Here is a 1,285-nt window from a genome sequence, read left to right as displayed (position 1 = left end):
GCCCGGCTGCGCGCTCGGCGGTGTCGGCGCAGGCTCGGCAGCGGTGTCGGTGAGGTGCCCCGGACGCGGGGACGGCACCGTTCCGGACACCGCGCCGCCGGCCGGTCCGCCCGGCTGCGGGCGGGCCGGGGCCGTGGCGTTCGCGCCCGTGACCTCCGGCTCCGCCGGACGCACGGGCAGCGGGAGTTCCTTGAGGGCGCCCAGGCCCGCCGCGTCGGCGGCGGCCCAGAGGGCGAGCAGCGCGGCCGGTGCGTCGAGGGTGAGGTCGGGCCGCTCGCCCAGGCGCTCGGCCACCGTGTCCAGCAGCCGGTCCCGCGCGGCCGGGGACAGCGCGTCGAACCCCGCCCGCAGCGCGGGCAGCCGCTGCAGGAAGGCCTCGTCGGCCAGGCCGTCCACCCGGTCCAGCAGCGGGGTCAGTGCGGCCGGGGAGGTTTCCAGCAGCGGCCCGGCCGCGGTGAGCAGCCCGGCGAGCCGGCGGGCCAGGGTGCGCCGCCCGTCGGCCGTGGCGGCCCCGTCCACCCAGGCGGCGGCGCGGGCGCCGAGCCCGGCCGCCGGGTCCAGGTCCAGCAGCACCCGCACGGCCGACGCGGCCCCCCGCATCAACGGGCTCCCGCCCTCGGCGAGTTCCGCCAGGGCGGCGTCCATCCGCACGCCCAGCCCGCGCGCCGCGGCACGGTCGGAGAGGGCCACCAGGGCGGCCGCGTCGGCGGGGTCGTCACTGCCGGCGAGACCCGGCAACGACCGTACGGCGGCGTCCAGCAGATCGCCGGCCAGCGCCCCGGCGGCGGCCCGGGCCCCGGCGGAGGTGCCGGGCAGGTGGCCGCGCCGCAGCCCTTCCAACAGGTCGACGGCCTCCAGGAGTTCCGCCACCCCGGCGGTCTCCGGCAGCACGGCGGCCGCCTCCTCCAGTCGTACGTCGACCAGCTCGGGCAGGTCGCAGCGCGCGGCGGCCTCCAGGCCGGCCAGCACCTGCGCGGCGGTCGGGCCGCCCTCGGCGGCCTCGCGGCGTGCGAGGTCGCGCAGCGTACCCGCGGCCGCCTGGGCGGCGGTGACGCCGCGGACCCCCGCCAGGTCCAGGCGGGCCGGGACCGCGGGGGTCCAGGACAGCCGCCACTTGCTCCCCAGGGCGGTGCCGTCACCGGTGGCGGCCACGTCCACGGGCTCGCCGTACGAGGCCCCGCAGACCAGCAGGCGCCGGAGCAGCACCTCGCGGCGCCCGTCGAGCTCGGAGCGCAGGGGGTCGAGGCGCACCTCGCGCGGCGCCGGGTCCTCGGGGGACGGCAGC

1 protein-coding gene is annotated in these 1,285 nt (G+C 81.1%); it reads right to left on the bottom strand.

Annotation, left to right across the window (positions count from 1 at the left end; all coding sequences use genetic code 11):
- Positions 1–1,285: DUF5682 family protein (locus ACFVXK_RS38700; RefSeq protein ID WP_389622110.1), on the bottom strand; the 1,285-nt coding region annotated here is incomplete at both ends.

The sequence above is a fragment of the Streptomyces sp. NPDC058157 genome (genome assembly GCF_042884105.1).
Taxonomy (GTDB): domain Bacteria; phylum Actinomycetota; class Actinomycetes; order Streptomycetales; family Streptomycetaceae; genus Streptomyces.
Note: the sequence above shows the minus strand (reverse complement) of the source record. Positions and strands in the feature narration are given on the sequence as shown.